Annotated in this window: 16 protein-coding genes and 1 pseudogene; 10 read left to right on the top strand and 7 right to left on the bottom strand. The window is 59.9% G+C overall.

Going from position 1 to position 17,129, the window contains the following annotated elements; genetic code table 11:
• Positions 1-144: 144 nt before the first annotated feature.
• The 4 genes and pseudogenes from VNV36_RS17355 to VNV36_RS17340 all read left to right on the top strand — a co-directional run bounded on the left by VNV36_RS17355 (position 145) and on the right by VNV36_RS17340 (position 3,084).
• Positions 145-1,371 carry an RtcB family protein gene (locus VNV36_RS17355; RefSeq protein ID WP_325718826.1) on the top strand — a complete coding sequence of 409 codons (1,227 nt, stop codon included), beginning with the start codon at positions 145-147 and terminating at the stop codon, positions 1,369-1,371.
• Positions 1,372-1,375: 4 nt separating this feature from the next.
• Positions 1,376-1,597, top strand: a pseudogene (locus VNV36_RS17350) (DNA polymerase beta superfamily protein); the annotation flags it as partial.
• On the top strand, positions 1,594-2,622 hold the full coding sequence (gene rtcA, locus VNV36_RS17345) for an RNA 3'-terminal phosphate cyclase (RefSeq protein WP_325718825.1): 1,029 nt from the start codon (positions 1,594-1,596) through the stop codon (positions 2,620-2,622). The pseudogene VNV36_RS17350 and the gene rtcA, both read left to right, overlap by 4 nt.
• Positions 2,623-2,796: 174 nt before the next feature.
• The gene (locus VNV36_RS17340) at positions 2,797-3,084 is read left to right on the top strand and encodes a hypothetical protein (protein WP_325718824.1); all 288 of its coding nucleotides are present in this window, start codon (positions 2,797-2,799) and stop codon (positions 3,082-3,084) included.
• A gap of 84 nt (positions 3,085-3,168) precedes the next feature.
• On the opposite strand, the gene VNV36_RS17335 is transcribed toward VNV36_RS17340, so the two are convergent.
• The gene (locus tag VNV36_RS17335; protein WP_325718823.1) at positions 3,169-3,384 is read right to left on the bottom strand and encodes a hypothetical protein; all 216 of its coding nucleotides are present in this window, start codon (positions 3,382-3,384) and stop codon (positions 3,169-3,171) included.
• A 186-nt stretch (positions 3,385-3,570) separates the two neighbouring features.
• Between VNV36_RS17335 and VNV36_RS17330 the strand changes: the two genes are divergently transcribed.
• Positions 3,571-3,900, top strand: a complete 330-nt coding sequence (locus VNV36_RS17330; RefSeq protein WP_325718822.1) for a hypothetical protein — start codon at positions 3,571-3,573, stop codon at positions 3,898-3,900.
• A 29-nt stretch (positions 3,901-3,929) separates the two neighbouring features.
• On the opposite strand, the gene VNV36_RS17325 is transcribed toward VNV36_RS17330, so the two are convergent.
• The 3 genes from VNV36_RS17325 to VNV36_RS17315 all read right to left on the bottom strand — a co-directional run bounded on the left by VNV36_RS17325 (position 3,930) and on the right by VNV36_RS17315 (position 7,245).
• Positions 3,930-4,874, bottom strand: a complete 945-nt coding sequence (locus tag VNV36_RS17325) for an alpha/beta hydrolase (RefSeq protein ID WP_325718821.1) — start codon at positions 4,872-4,874, stop codon at positions 3,930-3,932.
• Positions 4,875-4,986: 112 nt separating this feature from the next.
• On the bottom strand, positions 4,987-5,985 hold the full coding sequence (locus VNV36_RS17320) for an NAD(P)H-quinone oxidoreductase (protein ID WP_325718820.1): 999 nt from the start codon (positions 5,983-5,985) through the stop codon (positions 4,987-4,989).
• Between the two features lie 60 nt (positions 5,986-6,045).
• Entirely contained in the window at positions 6,046-7,245 is a 1,200-nt protein-coding gene (locus VNV36_RS17315; RefSeq protein ID WP_325718819.1) for a YbfB/YjiJ family MFS transporter, read from the bottom strand.
• A 111-nt stretch (positions 7,246-7,356) separates the two neighbouring features.
• Here VNV36_RS17315 and VNV36_RS17310 point away from each other — a divergent pair, with 111 nt between their 5' ends.
• Complete coding sequence (locus VNV36_RS17310) at positions 7,357-8,232, top strand: LysR family transcriptional regulator (protein WP_325718818.1); 876 nt, start codon at positions 7,357-7,359, stop codon at positions 8,230-8,232.
• A gap of 249 nt (positions 8,233-8,481) precedes the next feature.
• Entirely contained in the window at positions 8,482-8,919 is a 438-nt protein-coding gene (locus VNV36_RS17305) for a hypothetical protein (RefSeq protein ID WP_325718817.1), read from the top strand.
• Between the two features lie 47 nt (positions 8,920-8,966).
• Here VNV36_RS17305 and VNV36_RS17300 read toward each other — a convergent pair whose 3' ends face one another.
• Entirely contained in the window at positions 8,967-9,689 is a 723-nt protein-coding gene (locus VNV36_RS17300; RefSeq protein ID WP_325718816.1) for a pirin family protein, read from the bottom strand.
• Between the two features lie 219 nt (positions 9,690-9,908).
• Here VNV36_RS17300 and VNV36_RS17295 point away from each other — a divergent pair, with 219 nt between their 5' ends.
• A complete protein-coding gene (locus VNV36_RS17295) occupies positions 9,909-10,859 on the top strand; it encodes a GlxA family transcriptional regulator (protein ID WP_325718815.1) in 951 nt (316 codons plus the stop codon).
• A gap of 90 nt (positions 10,860-10,949) precedes the next feature.
• Positions 10,950-12,419, top strand: a complete 1,470-nt coding sequence (locus VNV36_RS17290) for an ATP-binding protein (protein WP_325718814.1) — start codon at positions 10,950-10,952, stop codon at positions 12,417-12,419.
• On the opposite strand, the gene VNV36_RS17285 is transcribed toward VNV36_RS17290, so the two are convergent.
• Both VNV36_RS17285 and VNV36_RS17280 read right to left on the bottom strand, forming a co-directional pair.
• On the bottom strand, positions 12,384-15,308 hold the full coding sequence (locus VNV36_RS17285) for an ATP-binding protein (RefSeq protein ID WP_325718813.1): 2,925 nt from the start codon (positions 15,306-15,308) through the stop codon (positions 12,384-12,386). The genes VNV36_RS17290 and VNV36_RS17285 overlap by 36 nt on opposite strands.
• 134 nt (positions 15,309-15,442) lie before the next feature.
• Positions 15,443-15,874 (bottom strand): helix-turn-helix domain-containing protein, encoded by a 432-nt coding sequence (locus tag VNV36_RS17280; protein ID WP_325718812.1) that lies wholly within the window; start codon positions 15,872-15,874, stop codon positions 15,443-15,445.
• Positions 15,875-16,114: 240 nt separating this feature from the next.
• Between VNV36_RS17280 and VNV36_RS17275 the strand changes: the two genes are divergently transcribed.
• On the top strand, positions 16,115-17,089 hold the full coding sequence (locus VNV36_RS17275) for an MBL fold metallo-hydrolase (protein WP_325718957.1): 975 nt from the start codon (positions 16,115-16,117) through the stop codon (positions 17,087-17,089).
• Positions 17,090-17,129 lie beyond the last annotated feature (40 nt).

The raw sequence follows: 17,129 nt of genomic DNA, 5'->3' as shown, positions 1-17,129 counted from the left end.
GGTTTGTCTCGGATCTATAGCTGACCCCCAACTGGCTGAGTGAATAATCCTTTTTGAATCAGTGGCATAGGAAAAAACAGGAAAGAATATCCGAAGCTGGCACAGCTGCTGCAATGGTGATGGAAACGAACAGGACAAAAAGACATGAAAGAGCAAAGCTATCAACTTCTGGAAGTGGCTAACGGCAAGCCGATCAAACTGTGGACAGAAGGCGTTCCAGTAGAAAACGAGGCTCGTCAGCAGTTGATGAACACAGCGAAAATGCCATTCATCTTCAAGCATCTGGCGGTGATGCCTGACGTGCACTTGGGCAAGGGATCAACCATCGGCAGCGTGATTCCGACAGTTGGCGCGATCATTCCGGCGGCGGTGGGCGTCGACATCGGCTGCGGCATGATCGCCGCGCGAACATCGCTGACGGCTGCGGATTTGCCGGACAATCTACATGGGTTGCGCAGCGCCATTGAACAAGCGGTGCCCCACGGCCGCAGTTCGAATCGTTCGCGGCGAGATAAAGGCGCGTGGGATGAGGTTCCGCAGCAAGCTGACCAGGCCTGGGCGGGGTTGAGGCCACGCTTCAAGTTGATTACCGACAAGTATCCGAAATTGGCCAACACCAACAACCGTGGGCACTTGGGGACGCTCGGCAGCGGCAACCACTTCATCGAAGTATGCCTGGATGAGGCCAACCGGGTGTGGTTCATGCTGCACAGTGGTTCGCGTGGTGTCGGCAACGCCATCGGCAACCTGTTCATCCAGATGGCCCAAGCAGATATGCGTCAGCACATTGCCAACCTGCCGGACCGTGACTTGGCCTATTTCGAAGAGGGCAGCCGCCATTTTGATGACTATGTGGAGGCGGTGGGCTGGGCGCAGGATTTCGCCAGACAGAACCGTGAACTGATGATGTGCGCGGTGATTCAGGCTACGCGGCAGATCATTCGCAAGCCTTTCGAGGTCGCGCTGGAAGCGGTCAACTGTCACCACAATTACGTGCAGAAAGAGCGGCATTTCGGTGAAGACGTATTGATCACCCGCAAAGGCGCGGTGTCGGCGAAGAAAGGTGAGCTGGGGATAATTCCGGGTTCAATGGGCGCCAAGAGCTTCATCGTTCGCGGGCTGGGCAATGCAGAGTCGTTCTGTTCCTGCAGCCACGGCGCCGGCCGCACCATGAGTCGGACCAAGGCCAAGAATACGTTCACCGTTGCCGATCAGATTCGCGCCACTGCCCACGTCGAGTGCCGCAAGGACGAAGCAGTGATCGATGAAATTCCGATGGCCTACAAGGACATCGACAAAGTCATGCACGCCCAGCGTGAGCTGGTGGAAGTGCTGCACACCCTGCGTCAGGTGGTGTGCGTCAAAGGGTAAGGAAGTCGATGATCGCGTGCTGCTCGCTGAAGTTGACGAATGGCTGGCGCTTAAACGCAATGTTGACGAGAGCGCTTACGGACCTGGTCGTGCGGCGCTGCACCGATTCATCGCGGCTGAGCTTGAGCGCGAAGTACCAAAATCACTCAGAACTCAGGAAGACTCGCGGCGGCTGGATCGGTACCTCAGGGACACGTCGGGCTGCACGCGTAAGGAAGTGAAATGAAACAGGATGTAATTGAACTGGACGGCGCCATCGGTGGTGGCCAGGTGCTGCGCAGTGCTCTGAGCCTGTCGATGGTGACAGGCCAGGCGTTTCGCATGAAACAGATTCGCGCCAGACGCAGCCGTCCGGGACTGCTGCGCCAGCACCTCACAGCGGTCGCGGCGGCGGCTGAGGTTTGTGGTGCGCAGGTCTCTGGTGCGCATATGGGGTCGCAAGCCTTGAGTTTCGAACCGGGGGAAATCCGCGCCGGCGATTTTCAATTCGCCATCGGCACGGCGGGTAGTTGCACGTTGGTATTGCAGACTCTGTTGCCAGCATTGATTCAAGCACCGCAGGCGAGTCGGGTGCGGATCTCCGGCGGCACGCACAATCCGCTGGCACCGCCGACGGATTTCCTCTCGCGCAGCTGGCTACCGCTGCTGCGCCGCATGGGCGCTGATGTCGAACTGGACCTGGTGCGGCATGGTTTTGTGCCGGCCGGCGGTGGTGAAGTTGAAGTACGGGTGCGGCCTTCGAGCCTGACGCGACTGGATCTGTGTGATCGCGGCGAAGCGATTTCACGGCAAGCTGTGGCGCTGACTGCCGGCCTTGCAGCCACAGTCGCTCAGCGTGAACTCAGTCAGGTGGCCAAGCGTTTGAACTGGCCAGCGGAGACGATGCAACAGGTCATGCTTGATCCGGCACGCGGCCCGGGGAATGTGCTGCTACTGGAGTACGCTTTTGAGCATGTCACTGAAGTGTTCAGCGCTTTTGGTCAAGTGTCGTTACGCGCCGAGAAAGTGGCCGATGCCGCGATCAATCAGGCAGCCGACTGGTTGCGCAGTGATGCTGCAGTCGCTGAGCATCTCGCCGATCAGTTGCTGTTGCCAATGGCGCTGGCGGGCGGAGGATCGTTTACCACGCCGCGCATGACTGACCATCTGCGCAGCAACATGGAAGTTATTCAACTGTTTTTGCCGGCTCGTTTCGATTGCCGAGAGGAGGGCGGTGACCGCTTGCGGATAGAAATCTTGCAAACTGAATAGCGGGGGCCGACAACTCCAAAAATTGTTGCAAAGCCTCACAGGAAGCGACACTAGCCTACAGCCACTAGCACATTCGACCTAATTGCCCGGGGCCTTGCACGACTTTAAAGTCCTTTCGCGTGGCAGCTTATTGCCAGAATTTTCCGCAATAAAAATCAAAAAGGTCGATCCGTTATGAACCCTTCAAGGACTATCCCGGTTCTCGCTTTATTCGCAACACTGGCGCTCGCGGTCTCTGGATGCCAGACCGTCAAGCCGGGGGAGAGTGATCTCAAGAGCCGAGCGCAAACCACCATTGGCAAACCCGTTATCAAAGTTTCAAACATACGCAACGACTTCAACACAACCTTCTACACCGCTCAGACTGAAGGTGGCGAGTATGCATGCGAACTGCCAAGCGGCCCGATGGTTGCTCTGGGTTCCATGGGCATGGGGCTGGGGGCGCAGTGCACCAAGCAGTGACGAAGCAGTCCCTTCGACGCTGAAAAAAGAAAGGCCAATGTCAATGACATTGGCCTTTTCATTTATCGAATATCCGGTCGCAGGTCAGCTGGTTTTCGAGTTCAGCTTGCGCAGTTCTTCATAAGTAGCCGATTGCACAAACCAGAAGCCGGAAATGATGCACCAGCTCAGAGTGCCGCCTACGAACATGCCGAGCCCCGAAAGAAAGCTCTGGCTAAGCATGAAGAGGGAAACGATCCAGATGACCGCAAGTGCGATATAGAGAACGATGTTGTTGACGCCGATGACGAAATCTTTCATGTGCATTCCTTGAGTGTATTTCCCTCTGGCCACCCTCGATGGCAACCAGTGCGTGCATCATATTGATATCACCCAGGACTTCGCCAGTTCGATATCGGAAAAATCTCGACAGCAGGCAAATTGCTGGCCCCCGGACATTGGCGAGCCCGGCAAAATCGCCTTTTTTCAAAAGGTTAGGTTGGCTATATGCGGACGATTGTCATCACCGTGGCAACGCTTGCCCTGGCTTTTATCGCCTCCGGAGTACAGGCAAAAGAGTTGAGCAAGGGCCACCGCTTTGCGTGCACCTGGGGCTCGGATATCGCCGCTGGTGCGCAGCGATCAAAACTGTCCGGCGTTTCGCTATACGGCGCGCGCAAGCAATTACAGGTGCGGCGATTCCAGCAGCCATGGATGCGTATGACTGCCATGGGGATCACCGAGCAAACCTATAACAGCAGTTCGAAGCTCAAACCGGAAGCGGTCAAGCAGACGTATTACGAACAATGCGTACGCCATGAAATGGCGCAACGCTGAGGCGCGTCTTCGTGGGTCGATCGCCTCGGTCAGGAGTCGCGAGAACTTTTGACCACCGCCGGACCTGCAACCCGTGGCAGCGGTTGGGTCTGCATCAGCGCATTCAGAGCTTTGCGGTAACCCTGCCCACCGAGCGCCATGCTGTTGTTGTGCGTTGCCCCTGGCACCAGCAACAGGCGTTTGGGCTGTTCAGCGGCATTGAACAACTGCTCGCTGAAGCGCGGAGGCACGAAAGCATCGGCCAGGCCATGCACGACGAGCAGCGGCATATGAATGTCGGCAATCTTGTCGATCGAATCGAATTTCTGCGACAGCAGCCAGCGCACAGGTAGCGAAGTGTTGGCTACGGCGGCAGCCACGTCGGCCAGCGAGGTGAAGGTTGACTCGATTACCAGGCCACGCACCGGCAGAGGTGTGTGGTTGCGCGCAGCGTTCTGTCCGAGTTCAGCGGCCAGATCAATAGCCACCGCGCCACCAAGAGAATGACCGTAGATCAGACGTTTATTCGGATCCGGTTGCAGCAGTTTGAAGCGTTCCCACGCCACGCGTGCGTCTTCATACACGCTGCGCTCCGACGGCAGATCGCCTTTGCTCTGGCCGAACCCGCGATAGTCGATCGCCAGCACCGAATAGCCCGCCGCGCGCAGTTGCTCGATGCGAAACAATTGCCCGGTGAGGTTCCAGCGCACGCCATGCAGATACAGAATTGCCGGGGCATTGGCACGCTCCGCCGGCCACCACCAGGCATGAATGTTCTGCCCGGCCTTGAAGCTTTTCGGTCGCAGATCCAGTTCCTGAACGCTGCCGGGCAAGCCGCGATACCAGCCCGCCGTGCCCGGTTCGATGCGGAACAGCAGTTTGCGCTCGGTATGTTCCAGCACGGCGCAACTCGTCGGCACGCCAATAATCAGCGCGGCCATCAAGGCATACGCCAAACGACAGCGTCTGAGACGAGTCAGGAAAGAGAGCAACATAAACGTTTCACCACAGCGCAGACAAAGAACGTTTTTTACCAGATGCCTCGGTCTGCGCGTGATTGTTTTCGACCACCGTGCATGCGCAACGATTTCAAGATGCTGCAGCCGATTACGCCACTTGCAGCACGATCTTGCCGATATGATCGCCGCTCTCCATCCGGGCATGGGCCTGAGCGGCCTCTGCGAGCGGGTAAGCCTTGTCAATGATCGGCAGGCAGCGCCCGGCAGTCAGGGCTGGCCACACCTGTTCTAGCAGTTGTTCGGCAATGGCGGCCTTTTCCGCAGTACTGCGTGCACGCAGCAGCGAGCCGGTGACCACGGCGCGTTTACCAAGGATCGCCAGCAAATCAACGTCATTGGCCCGGGCGCCGCCGAGGAAGCCCAGCATTATCAGCCGCCCGTCCATGGCCAGTGTGCTTATATTGCCGTTCAGATACGAGCCACCCATGATGTCGAGAATCACGTTTACGCCCTGGTCGGCGGTTTTTTCGGCGATCACCTGCGCAAAATCTTCTTCCCGATAGTTGATCGGCTTACCGCCCAATTGGCTGATTGTGGCACATTTCTCGGCGCTGCCAGCGGTGGCGAACGCTTCGATACCGAACTCACGACAGAGCATCAGCGCGGTGGTACCGATGCCGCTGGTGCCGCCATGAATCAACGCGCGCTGACCGGCCTTGGCACCGCCCAGGCCGAACAGGTTGGCCCATACGGTAAAAAACGTTTCCGGAATCGCGGCGGCCTTCACCCAGTCGATACCGTCAGGCACCGGAAGTGTCTGCCCGGCCGGCACCGCGCAGTACTCGGCGTAGCCGCCGCCATTGGTCAGTGCGCACACGCGATCGCCAATAGAAAACCGGGTGACTCCGGCGCCCAGCGCAACCACTTCGCCGGCCACTTCCAGGCCGGGAATCGGGTCCATACCCGGCTTCATCGGGTACTTGCCGGCACGCTGCAAAGCATCCGGACGATTGATGCCGGCGGCGTGAACCCGGATCAGTACCTGCCCATGCGAAATGCTTGGCAAAGGCACCCGCCTGGATTGCAAGACTTCGGGACCGCCGGGTTGGGTGATTTCGATACGAGTCATTTCATTGGGCAGTGACATGTCGATTCCTGTGAAAAAGGTCGTGTAGATGGGAGCGCAGGGAGCGGGCAATGATTCCCTTCAGTTGGCAACGCAGCGTGTTTCAGTGGAAGAAGGCAGCCAGCGCATGACGTGCTCCAGCAACAACGCGACCACGATTGCGCCGGCGGCGATCACGAACAGCAGCGTATGCTGGCCGCCAGAAGCATTGAACAGCGCCGAACAGGCAAACCCGGCCAGCGCCTGAAAGGTGGCGAACGAAACGGTGGCGCGGCTCCAGGCGATTTGCTGACGGTGATGAGATGGCACCAGTTCGTGTACGCGCGCCAAGGCCAGCGGCACGATACCGGGCGGAAACGAACCGAGAATCACCGCCAACAAAGCCAATGGCAGAAACCCATGGGAAACGGCCAGCAGACCCAGAGCCACGGCTTGCACCACCAGCACCAGACGAATACCAGTGCGTGCACCGAGCTTGTCCGCCAGGAAGCCGTAACTCACCGGCCCGACAATCGCCCCAAGGCCATACATCACCCAGACCATCGCGCCGACATGCGCCCCGGCCCCGAGGCCGCGTGCCACGTAATCGACAAGGAACACCATGGCCGGCACCAGTCCGGCGGCCATGAAGGCATATTGAGCGAACAACAGGTAAACAGCTGGCGGAGTGGACTCGTCCGTTGATGTTGCGTGCGCAGCTACGGCGTGCGCGCTATCGGCCGGCCAGCCAAACCAGCTCAGCGCGGTCAGCACCAGCGCGATGGCGCCCAGTCCCAGCCAGGTCGCCTGCAAGCCAAGGCTGAGCAGCGGCGGCACAACCGTCCCGGAGCCGGCAATACCGAGGCCGATGCCAAGGAATATCGCGCCACTGGCCAAGCCTCTGCGCGCTGCTGGCACATGCGGCAGTACGGTGGCCGCGACCAGCACCATGATCGCGCCGCCGGCGATTCCAGACAGCAAACGCCAGCCGAAGAACCAGCTCACCGACAGCGGGTAAGCACAGGCGAAGAACGCTGCGGTGACCGCAAGCATCATCAATCGCAGAGCGTTGCGATTGCCCAGTCGATGAGCCATGGGCCGACCGAGGAGGGCGCCGATCAAGTAGCCAACCAGATTGGCCGCGCCGAGATAGACCACGTCGTTGGCAGAAAACCACTGTGCCTGAATCAACGAAGGGATCAGCGGCGTGTAGGCGAACCGCGCCAGGCCGATGCTGACCAGGCTGGCACACAGTCCGGCGAAGATCGGCAGCCAAATGCCGGGAGAATTTGCAGTACGCATGATAGCGATCTCATCAAAGGTGTATGGCGCTCAGCTTATCGGCTATCGTTGCTGCGCATATGCAGCGATTTAGCAGTATGGTGATGCAAAAATGCTTCGGGGAGGGTTGGCATGAATTGGGATGATGCGCGGGTGTTTCTGGCGGTCTGTCGCGAGTCGACGTTGCGCGGTGCTGCGCGGGTCCTGGGCGTGGATCAGGCCACGGTAGGGCGGCGCGTCACCGCGCTGGAGAAGTCCCTCAGCGCGACGCTGTTCCTGCGCACCTCCGACGGTTACGCGCTGACTGCCGTGGGCGAGGCGGCGCTCGCAAGTGTGGAAAAAATGGAGCACTCGGCGCTTGAGCTGGAGCGGCACATCCACGGGCTGGACGATCGCCTGACCGGAAATGTGCGGGTCAGCACCACCGATTCGCTGGCCATTGATTTCATTATTCCGGCGATGGCGCGCCTGCATGATCAGCATCCCGATGTGCAAATCCAGCTGGATGCCTCGACGCAAATCCTCAGTCTGGCCAAGCGCGAGGCGGATATCGCTGTGCGCAATACGCGGCCGGATAACCCGGATCTTATCGCCCGGCGAATTGCACGTTGGCCCGTAGGACTTTTCGCTGCGCAAGCCTATGTCGAGCGCAATGGCGAACCGCAACCCGGCAGCGCTTTCGAGGGTCACGATCTGGTGGTTTATCAGCCGTATCTGCAGAGCAAAAAGGACCTGACTCTGGTCTCGGAACCGTTGAACCGTGGACGCATCGTCGCCACGCTGAGCTCCAGCCTGCTGGTGCGTCGTTCGATCGCTGCCGGCCTGGGAGTAGGGGAGATCCCGGTGTACATGGGCGAGCGCGATGGACTGGTCAGACTCTGGCCGGAGCGGACCCGGCCGCTGCCGTATGAAGTGTGGCTGGTCACCCACGCCGATCTGCGCCACACCGCACGGGTGCGGGCGGTCATCGAGCAGATCGTTGAAGCTTTCGCGCTGGAAAACGCGTAGCGGTTTCAGGATTTTGCCAGGGCTACAACGTCTGACGAAACGGCCTACGTCGGCGGCAGAATGCGCCGGCTTGTCGTCGAGGGCGATGAATTCTATTGTGAGTACAGTTCGGAACAGACGTCAGGCCTGCACCGAAGCGAAGAGCCAGGGAAGGTCTCGGTAGCCACAAAAGGTGTCGAATTGAAAATCGGGGAAGTGAACCATTATGCAATCACGGACAGATCGAATGCAGTTCAGGAAAGGCAAATCATGAGCACCATAAGCCGCGAAGAATTCGACGCCAGGATTGAAACCATCGAGACGAGGATGGATGGCCGCGTGGCAGAGATGCGCGCTGATATTCGAGGGTTCCTGGCTGCTCAGGCAGAGCGGGACAAGGTCTACCTCGAGCGGGACAAAACCCAACAGGAACGAGACAAGCGCTACGACGTCATGTGGGTGGGGGTGCAGAAAATTGCCGACGAGTCGCGGGAAGCGATCAGGCAGGCATCAACCGTAAAGGCCAATTACTGGGCTGCCACCACAGTGCATTTTCTTGGCGTGGCTTCCTTGCTCGTCGGCGCACATTTCGCCAACCAGGCGGCCGTTTTGACGACGATACAAACGACGCTGGCAGCCATACAGATTGGTAAAGAGGTGTCCACACCCAGGCCAGTCGAGCCACCGTCGGCGGTGCTGCCTGAATAAAAAACGGCCTTCATTGGAAGGCCGTCATGTGCGGCGATAAACACTGCTTATGGCATTTCTGGCAGCTCCTGAGGGCGCAAGTCGAACACCAGCACCTCGGCATCGACACCATTGCTCAGGTTGAGCAGTTGTTCATTACGGACTCGTACACCGTCGCCTTCCTGCAATGGCTGGCCGTTGAGTTCGACGCTGCCCCGCGCGACGTGTACGTAGGCGTAGCGATTGGCCGGCAATTCCAGCGTGGCTTGTTCCTTGCCGTCGAACAACCCGGCATAGACCCGCGCATCCTGGCGGACTTTCAACGAGCCATTGCTGCCGTCCGGCGAGATGATCAACTGCAGGCGACCACGTTTTTTCTGCGCACTGAAGTGCTCCTGCTGATAGCGCGGTTTGGCACCGCTGACGTCCGGCACGATCCAGATTTGCAGAAAGTGCACTGCCTGGGTGGCCGAGTGGTTGAACTCGCTGTGCGCCACGCCGCTGCCGGCGCTCATCAGTTGCACATCACCGGGGCGGATCACCGAACCGGTGCCGAGGGTGTCCTTATGTTCCAGTGCGCCTTCCAGCACGTAGGAAAAGATTTCCATATCGCGGTGCGGATGTTGGCCAAAGCCTTTGCCGGCGGCGACACGGTCGTCATTGATCACCAGCAGGTCGGAAAAACCCTGTTCACGCGGGTTGCGATAACTGGCGAAAGAGAAGGTATGAAACGACTTCAACCAGCCGTGGTTGGCGAGGCCGCGATCGGAGGCTTTGCGAAGGGTCAGCATGATGAAATCTCCTGGCGGGACGTGAATTCGTCCGAGTGAGGAGAAGGTTACTTGTTACCCGGCGAGGCAATAAGTAGATGGAAACTGAAAGACTGTCCGGCTCAGGTTGACAGTTTTGCGTTATGGTTCACCCATTCGTTTGCGCTGATCAGGCCGTATTTGGCCATAATGGCCCCGCTGCAGCGTGCGTATTGACCTCTGAATGTGTGATGCCTCCCGATGAAAACCGTGGCAATGGTGCTGTTCCCTGACTTTCTGATGCTCGACATGGCCGGGCCGCTGGAGGTGTTTTCAGTCGCCAATCGTTATTTGAAACCTGAGCTGCACTATCAACTGACCACGTTAGGAACAGAGCGCGGGCTGCTGAGGGCGTCCAACGGCGTGCAGGTTCAGGCGGATCTGCACATCGAGGAAGCGGCCGAGCGCTATGACCTGTTATTGGTACCGGGCGGTCCTGGCGCCTACAACGAGAGATTCCCGGAACTGTTCGCCTGGCTGAACGAAGCTGTCCCGCGCGCCGATCGTTACGGTTCGATCTGTACCGGTGCGTTCCTCCTCGGCCACGCCTGTCTGCTTGACGGGTACCGCGTCACCACCCACTGGAACTACACAGAGCGCCTGATCAAGGCCTTTCCAAAAGCCACTGTCACCACCGATCAGATCTACGTCGAGGATCGCAACCTGATTACCTCGGGCGGCGTGACTGCCGGCATTGATCTGGCACTGGCGGTGGTCGCCAGGGATCACGGCAAGAAAATCGCTCAGGACGTGGCCAAGGTATTGCTGGTGGTAATGAAGCGCCAGGGCGGCCAAGCGCAGTTCAGCCCATTGATGGCAGCGGTGTCCCCTCAGGAGACGCCCATAACCCGCGCGCAGAATTACGTACTTGAGCATCTCGACGAGGCCTTTACCGTCGAACGCATGGCTGGACTGGCAAACATGAGCGCACGGCATTTCGCTCGTCTGTTCGCCCGCGACGTCAACATGACGCCCATGGAGTTTCTGCAGAATGCGCGTATCGACTGCGCACGAAACCTGTTGGAAACCAGTGAGCTGCCGCTCAAGACCATCGCCTATAAAAGTGGCTTCGGCAGTGTTCGACACATGCGCTCGCTGTTCGCCGAAAAGCTCGGCCTGACGCCATTACAGTACCGGGAACAGTTCAGCTAGAGCGGTTCTGTCCGTCTGACGCAGCCGGATGTCCGTGCTGCGTCCGCTGTGGCGGTTGTAACGTCACGCGAGAGTGCCAAGATGCTTGGCATGAATAATCACAACGACATGAACCCGGCGACGGTGCTGCTTTTCGGCCCGTATGCCTTCCATGTACGTCAACGCCTGATTCTTGAAGGAGAACAGCCGTTGCGCATGGGCGGGCGCGCCATGGACATTCTTCAGGTGCTGGTCGAACGTGCAGGGGAAGTGGTCAGCAAGGAGCAGTTGATTGCTCGTGTGTGGCCGACTTCGGTGGTCGAAGAGATCAACCTGCGCGTCCACATCGCGGCGCTGCGCCGGGCGCTGGGGGATGGCACTGACGGGCAGCGCTACATCGTGCACGTCCCGCAACGCGGTTACAGCTTTATCGCTGCGGTGCGACATGACAGCGCCGTTTCACGGTTGGCCGAGACGCTGGCGGCGCCACACCATAATTTACCGGCGCGGCTGACTTCGATCATTGGCCGCGACGCGTTGATTGGTGGTCTGGTTCGACAAATGCCGGCGTGTCGGTTGATGACAATTACCGGTGCGCCGGGCGTCGGCAAAACCACCGTGGCACTGCGCGTGGCGGAATTGTTGCTGCAATATTTCCGCGATGGCGTCTGGTGGCTCGATCTCGCCGGAAGTGAGGATGAAGCTGCGCTCCTGGACCATCTGCTGCGTAATCTGGGCACGGACTTTTCCACACTCATAGGCCGCCACGCCTTGTTGATACTGGATAACTGTGATCACCAGCGCGATCGCTGCGCGGCTCTGGTAGAAACCTTACTGCACGCTGCGCCTCGCTTGTCGATTCTGGTCACCGGCCGCGAAGCCTTGCACGTGGCGCAGGAGACCGTTCATTTCGTGCCGCTGTTGGCGATTCCCAAGCGCTCGACACTGGAAACCGTCGAAGAGGCCATGAGCTACCCGGCGGTGCAGTTGTTCGTCAGTCGCGTGCGGGCGCGGCAACATGGCATCAGTTTGCGTGAACAGGATTTGCCAGGCGTGCGCGAGATTTGCCGTCAGCTGGACGGTCTGCCGCTGGCGATCGAGCTCGCGGCAGCGCAGATCGACGCGTTGGGCTTGATCGGCTTGCAGGCACAGGTTGAAAAGGGCCTGCAGTTGCTTGGCCAAGGCCGGCGCACCGCAGTGCCGCGCCATCAGTCGATGGCCGCCGCCATCGATTGGAGCTTTGACCACCTGACGGAAATGGAACAGCGTGTACTGCTGCGTCTGTCGGTATTCAGCACGGGGTTCACGTTGGAGGCCGCAGTGAGTGTGATCAGTTGCGCGAATCTGGCCGGCTCCAGGCTGACTGCGATAATCGAAGGGTTGGCGCGCAAGTCGTTGCTGATTCAGCAGCCCATCCGTGCAACGGTTCGCTATTGGATGCTCAACACGGTTCGTCGCTATGCTCGCGATCAGCTCGAGCGCAGCGACGAGAAGCTCGAACTGGAACATCGCCATGCGCGCTATCTCAGCCGCACGCGCAATGCTTCAGGCCGGGCATTGGTCGCGCAGGCTGTCGAGTAGCGAGCAGGCTTTGCGCAAGTCCGCAGTGGCGAAGCCTTCGGTAAAGCGCTGATAGATCGGGGTTAGTAGTTCGAGCGCTTCGCGATGGCGGGACTGGCGATGCCATAACTGAGCGAGGTCCGTGGCGCTACGCAGTTCCCAGGCCAGCGCGCCTTGGCTTCTGGCGATGGTCAGTGCTTGTTGCAGCGATCGTTCTGCTTCTTGGGTTTTAGCGGTGTCTGAGAGGGATGATTCGCGAGCAGGCTCGCTCCCACAGGAATCCGCACCCAACCGAGAATCTACGCCCGATACCGAACCCTTGTGGGAGCGAGCCTGCTCGCGAAGGGGCCTCTCTGAACCCTTCAACAATGCCGCCGCCCGCGCGCGCAATATTTCCGCCATACTCCAACCCGCATCGCCGCTATATGCCCGCTCCACCAGTGCCTCATCGACAAAGCGCTCATCCAGCGTAACCATGATTTCCCTGATCAACCCGCTGCTCTGCGCTGCTACCGGCGCGGCGTTATCAGCGTCGATCACCTGCGCATAGTGCCGGCCCCAGGTATTGAACAGCAGCACCGAATGCTTCTGCGATTGTTCGAGCAGCAGCTGCAGCAGGGCACGGGCATTCTCGCGGTCGCCGTTGTAATGGGCGATCAGACAACTGGCGAGCGCCAGGGTATAGCAGATCGACGTGCCGTGATCGATCTGCAGGGCAATGTCCAAAGCCTGGCGCGCAGCACGCCAGGCCTGCTCGGGCAAACCCTGCAGCCACAGTACCCGTGCCAGCACCGTCAGCGAGGCGACGCTCTGGTCGTATTGCACGCCAAAGCCGTGGGTGAAGCGATTGAGATGGCCGCTGTGGGCCATGCGTTGCAGCACTTGCTCGGCATGCACGCGTGCCTGTAATTGATCGCCGGCATAATGCAAAGCCAGCACCCGCAGACGATGCGTACTCAGTGAAAGCAGCGGTTCGCCGTGCAGGCCGATGCGGTCGAATTGCTCGCTCTGGGCCAACGCCATGCGGTAATGCCCGCAACTCAGATTGACTGCCATGTGCCCCGACACTGCACGCAGTTGTCCGGCGACATCGCCGTGTTCTTCGGCCAATTGGCAAGCGTCGACGAAGGCCTGAATGGTTTGTGGCGTGCCGCCCCAGGTGTGATAACTGGCACTGCCAAGCGCCAGTTTCAAAGCGATTTGCAGGCGAGGGCAGGGCTGTGGGGCCGAGCCTGCTCGCGAAGGCTCGAGCAGCGTCAGCGCCCGGCGCACATAGCGGCTGTAATCGCGCAGCAATGACAGCTCCTGCCACAGTGGCGCCGACGCTGCCGCCAATTGAATGCCCAACTCATCCGGCCCCGGCCCGTTGAGGCTCCAGTCCAGCGCCGCGCGCAAATCCTCAAGCCCTCGGGCATAGCGCTCGAGCCACAGTACCGTTGGGGTGCTGTCCCAATCCATCTGCGCCTGCTGCATCAGGGTCAGGCAGCGTTGTGCGTGGCGTTGACGCGTTGCGCTGAGCTCATTGGCCTGTTCGAGCTTTTCCAGCGCGTAGTGGCGCGTCGTGTCGAGCAAGCGATAAAACACCTCTTCATCGCCCACTTCGACACTGAGCAGCGATTTGGCCACCAGTTGTGTGACGGCGGTGAACACCGCGCCGGGATCGATGTGTTGGCCAACGACCACCGCCGCTGCAGAGGCGAGCGTGAAACTGCGGCGGAAAATCCCCAGTCGACGCAGACAGGTTCGCTCGCAATCGTTGAGCAGATTGAAACTCCAGTCCATGGTCGCGCGCAGCGTCAGGTGGCGCTCGGTGCTGTTATGGAAACCGGTTGACAGCGGCGGCAAACCTTCGCGCAGCTGCTTGAGCAGTCCGTCCACACCCAATTCGCTGACCTGTGCGGCAGCGAGTTCCAGGGCCAGCGGAATACCGTCCAGGCGATGGCAGATCTCGATGGCCTGAGGCAGTTCGGCCTGGCTGAGCTCAAAGCTTTCCCGAGCCGCCGTCGCCCGCTCGACAAACAGTTGCAGTGCACTAAAGCCCAGCGCTTGCGCAGGGTCTATCGAGGTCGACATGGAGGGGCAGTCGAGCGATTCCAGGCGCTGCACAAACTCGCCTTCGGCACGCAGGCTCTCGCGGCTGGTCGCAAGGATGTGCACTTTCGGCGCGCCGCGCAGAATCTGCTCGCTGAGTGAGGCAACCGCATCGATCAGGTGTTCGCAGTTGTCGATCACCAGCAACATCTGGCGCTCGCGCAGGCCCTCGACCAGACACGCCTGCGCATCGCCGTCGGGCGCAGACAGGTCGAGCAACGTCGCCAGATGCGAGCCGATCAGCGCCGGATCGACGATGGCTGCCAGGTCCAGCAGGCGAATGCCGTCGCGATACTCGCCGATCAATTGTTCAGCTACACGCAGGGCCACGGTGGTCTTGCCGATACCGCCGGGGCCAACCAGGGTGATGCAGCGCCGACGCGGCAGTTGCGCAATCAAATGATCGACCACGGGCTGGCGGCCGATCATTCGCGTACGCCGCAGCGGCAGATTGTGTCTGGCGACGGCGACCGCAGGCTTGGGTTCGAGGCTGTCGAGCAGAATCGGCGCCACAAAGCTGTAGCCGCGCTGCGCGACGGTGACGATGTAGCGCTGGCCGTTTTGCCCATCGCCCAGGGCCTTGCGCAGCGCCGCCATGTGCACGCGCAGGTTGATGTCTTCAACGACACTGTCCGGCCAGACCCCGGCCATCAATTGCTGTTTGCTCACCACTTGGCCGGCGTGCGCCAGCAGAATCAGGAGGATGTCCATCGCCCGCCGTCCCAGGCGCAAAGGCTGTTGGCCTTCAAGTAGCAGTCGTTGCCGGGGATGAATCCGATAGGGGCCAAAAGCAACGGCCTGATTCGGGGAAAAGCTCAACAGCGCGCTCCTGCGGTGATGCGGCGGACAGGGCGAATCAGTACCTGGCGCATGCGCAGGCCGTCTGATCCGGGGTGTCCGGGCATAATCCTCAGGTTTGAGCATCAGTGCAACGGGTGGCGTAACGGTAGCAGTCAAAACACCGCTGGCTGCCCGACGCCGTTTTTCAGTTTTCCCATGACTCGACAGCGCCAGGCGAAGGGATTGATCCCTTCGCTGCGGGTGAACATGTGGCAGAAATGTGCCTGATCGCAGAAGCCGCATTCCAGGCTGATCTGCGTCAGGCTGAGGTCGGTGTGCTGAATCAACAGCTTGGCCCGAGCAAGGCGCTGCGTGCGAATCCAGTCCTGCGGCGACAGGCCGGTGCTGCACTTGAAAGCACGGGAGAAATGACTGCGTGACAGCGAACAGGCGCGGGCCAGTTCAGCCACCTCCAGGCTTTCGCCCAGGCGATCGAGGATCAACTGTTTGATGAGGCGTTCGCGCTGTGGACTGAGTCCGCCAGTCGGGTTTTTACGCGGTTCGCGGGCAGGGGCGAGGGCGACGGTTTGCTGCAAATAAGCCATGGCCAAGGTCCGTGTCGGGGGGGAACGCACGGTCGGCGCATTCCCTCAGGTCATAAAATAACGCTGCGCAGAGGGCTTCATTGTTGGGCGAGGGCGGCGGGCTGACGAGTTAATCGTTGTTAATTCCACCGCCACGGCAGGAACTCAGCACATCCTTGCAAGTCTGCGCGCACCGCTTTGCGCGACGATGACGACACAGCGTGGCCGTCGGCCGGGTTCAAGGGGAATGCAATGAAAGGCATGGTTAAAGCTGCGACGACCCTCACGGTCATGCTCGCAATGTCCGGCGCGATGGCGCAGGCGCCGCAGGTTGGCACGCAAGCGCCGGGTTATTTCCGTCTGGCCGTGGGCGATTACGAAGTCACCGCGTTGTTTGACGGTTACAACGATCTGTCACCCAAGTTGTTGCAGGGCATGAGCCAGAGTCAGATCCGTGCTCTGCTCGCACGTCGTTCGATTGAAACGCCGGGCGTGCAGACTGCGTTCAATGCCTTTTTGGTCAATACCGGCAAGCAGTTGATTCTGGTCGATACCGGCGCAGGGCAGTGCATCGGTGCCACCGCTGGGCAATTGTCGGCCAACATGCAGGCCGCCGGTTACAAGCCCGAGCAGGTCGATACGATTCTGCTGACGCACCTGCACCTCGATCACGTCTGTGGTCTGGTCGATGCCGAGAAAAAACCGCTGTTCGCCAATGCCACGGTGTATGCGGCCAAGGCCGAGGCTGATTACTGGCTCGATCCGGCTGCGCTGGCCAAGGCTCCGGCCGGTGCCAGGGAGTTTTTCAAGATTGCTCAGCAGTCCACGGCAGCTTACGTTGCCGCTGGCCGCTTCAAGACGTTCGCAGCCGGGGAGTCGCCGCTGCCGGGCCTTGTAGAAGCGACCCTCGAAGCAGGGCACACGCCGGGCAGCACCACGTATCGCTTCACCTCGCAAAAGCAAAGCATCGTGTTCATGGGCGATCTGGTGCATAACCTGGCGGTGCAGTTTCTGCATCCGGAAGTGTCCATCGGGTTTGACGTCAACAGCCAGCAGGCGATCAACAGTCGTCAGTCGGTGTTCAGTGCCGCGGCGGCAAGCAAAACCTGGGTGACGGCAGCGCATCTGCCATTCCCGGGCATTGGCCATATCACTGCCGAGGGCAAACATTTCCAGTGGGTGCCGGTGGAGTACGGCCCCTATAAACGCGCGGCGAAAGTGCCGTTGATCGAGTAAAGTGCCCAGCGCCACTCCCAACAAGCGGCTGCCACCGATA

The organism is Pseudomonas sp. (assembly GCF_035554175.1).
GTDB lineage: Bacteria > Pseudomonadota > Gammaproteobacteria > Pseudomonadales > Pseudomonadaceae > Aquipseudomonas.
Note: the sequence above shows the minus strand (reverse complement) of the source record. Positions and strands in the feature narration are given on the sequence as shown.

Excerpts from the sequence above, each read along its gene's own strand:
- VNV36_RS17290 (WP_325718814.1), top strand. The coding sequence starts at position 10,950 with ATGAATAATCACAACGACATGAACCCGGCGACGGTGCTGCTTTTCGGC.
- VNV36_RS17280 (WP_325718812.1), bottom strand. The coding sequence starts at position 15,874 with ATGGCTTATTTGCAGCAAACCGTCGCCCTCGCCCCTGCCCGCGAACCG.
- VNV36_RS17275 (WP_325718957.1), top strand. The coding sequence starts at position 16,115 with ATGGTTAAAGCTGCGACGACCCTCACGGTCATGCTCGCAATGTCCGGC.
- VNV36_RS17330 (WP_325718822.1), top strand. The coding sequence starts at position 3,571 with ATGCGGACGATTGTCATCACCGTGGCAACGCTTGCCCTGGCTTTTATC.
- VNV36_RS17300 (WP_325718816.1), bottom strand. The coding sequence starts at position 9,689 with ATGCTGACCCTTCGCAAAGCCTCCGATCGCGGCCTCGCCAACCACGGC.
- VNV36_RS17335 (WP_325718823.1), bottom strand. The coding sequence starts at position 3,384 with ATGAAAGATTTCGTCATCGGCGTCAACAACATCGTTCTCTATATCGCA.
- VNV36_RS17320 (WP_325718820.1), bottom strand. The coding sequence starts at position 5,985 with ATGTCACTGCCCAATGAAATGACTCGTATCGAAATCACCCAACCCGGC.
- VNV36_RS17295 (WP_325718815.1), top strand. The coding sequence starts at position 9,909 with ATGAAAACCGTGGCAATGGTGCTGTTCCCTGACTTTCTGATGCTCGAC.
- VNV36_RS17355 (WP_325718826.1), top strand. The coding sequence starts at position 145 with ATGAAAGAGCAAAGCTATCAACTTCTGGAAGTGGCTAACGGCAAGCCG.
- VNV36_RS17310 (WP_325718818.1), top strand. The coding sequence starts at position 7,357 with ATGAATTGGGATGATGCGCGGGTGTTTCTGGCGGTCTGTCGCGAGTCG.
- VNV36_RS17305 (WP_325718817.1), top strand. The coding sequence starts at position 8,482 with ATGAGCACCATAAGCCGCGAAGAATTCGACGCCAGGATTGAAACCATC.
- VNV36_RS17325 (WP_325718821.1), bottom strand. The coding sequence starts at position 4,874 with ATGTTGCTCTCTTTCCTGACTCGTCTCAGACGCTGTCGTTTGGCGTAT.
- VNV36_RS17340 (WP_325718824.1), top strand. The coding sequence starts at position 2,797 with ATGAACCCTTCAAGGACTATCCCGGTTCTCGCTTTATTCGCAACACTG.
- VNV36_RS17315 (WP_325718819.1), bottom strand. The coding sequence starts at position 7,245 with ATGCGTACTGCAAATTCTCCCGGCATTTGGCTGCCGATCTTCGCCGGA.
- rtcA (WP_325718825.1), top strand. The coding sequence starts at position 1,594 with ATGAAACAGGATGTAATTGAACTGGACGGCGCCATCGGTGGTGGCCAG.